A 1,097-nucleotide genomic window follows, 5' to 3' on the forward strand; every position below is an offset into this window, starting at 1 on the left:
CCCGCTGCACTGCTCAAACAAATGAAGGCCATAGGCCAGGCCGAAGCCGAGCGCCTGAATATCGCGCCGGAACTGATGCTGCGCAAGAAAACCCTGGAAGCGCTGCTCAAGAGCGGCTTCCCCAATGGTCCCTACCAATTGCCTGATTCGCTGCGTGGCTGGCGCCGCGAATTGATGGGCCAGGCGCTGCTCGACAGCCTGGCCACCGCCGGAGAACAGCCTTGAAACGTATTTGTTCCATCTACCGCAGCTCGAAGAGAAACGAAATGTACCTGTATGTGCTCAAGAGCGACGCTCTGGAGCGCGTGCCGGAGCCCCTGATGGCAGCCTTCGGCAAGGCCATCCACGCTTTCGACCTGGTGCTGAGCCCCGAGCGCAAACTGTCGCGCGAGGACATCACGGTCGTGCTGGAAAATCTCGACAAACAGGGTTATCACCTGCAAATGCCGCCTGCCGAAGACGAGTACATCGAGCACCTGCCGGAAGAATTGTTGCGTCGCAACGATCCGATGTGAACGGCAGACAGACTCTGTTCAGAGTGGTTACGAAACACTCATTGATTTTTGCGATGGCAGCGTCGATGGAGCACCGCTCTGTCGGCGGCCGTCTGCACCGTTTTTGAAAGGTTTGAAGCATGCGCGTCCTGATTGCTGAACACGACCACCCCGTGTACGCCCAACTGTTGCGCGAGGCGGCACCGGACCTGGAGGTGCTGACCAGCGGTGATTCCGCCGAACTGGCCAGCCAGGCCGCCGATTGCCCGGTGTGGCTCGGCCAGCCTGATTTGCTGGCGACCCTGTTGCGCCAGGGCCATCAGCCTCAATGGCTGCAATCGACCTGGGCCGGCATCACGCCGCTGCTGGCCGACGGCTTGCCGCGGCACTATCGGCTGACGCGTGCCGTCGGCATCTTCGGCCAGGTCATGGCCGAGTACGTGCTCACGTATATGCTCGGTCACGAACGTGAAGTGCTGGCGCGACTGGTCAGCCAGGTCGAGCGCAAATGGGACAGCCGCCATGGCCAGAGCCTGGCGGGGCGTAAGGTGCTGATCGTCGGCACGGGTGATATCGGTCAAAGTGTCGCGCAGTTCCTCGTGC

2 protein-coding genes and 1 pseudogene are annotated in these 1,097 nt (G+C 61.3%); all 3 read left to right on the forward strand.

Annotated features, from left to right (window positions below):
- Positions 1-225, forward strand: a pseudogene (locus ACXRVY_RS30910) (ribonuclease D); the annotation flags it as partial.
- Positions 222-515, forward strand: coding sequence for a YcgL domain-containing protein (locus tag ACXRVY_RS30915; RefSeq protein ID WP_223461997.1), 294 nt, complete (start codon positions 222-224; stop codon positions 513-515). The pseudogene ACXRVY_RS30910 and the gene ACXRVY_RS30915, both read left to right, overlap by 4 nt.
- Before the next feature lie 119 nt (positions 516-634).
- Positions 635-1,097, forward strand: a 463-nt coding sequence (locus tag ACXRVY_RS30920) for an NAD(P)-dependent oxidoreductase (protein ID WP_458239198.1), incomplete at its 3' end; no start/stop codon positions are given.

It is taken from the genome of Pseudomonas sp. P5_A2_2 (genome assembly GCF_054177685.1).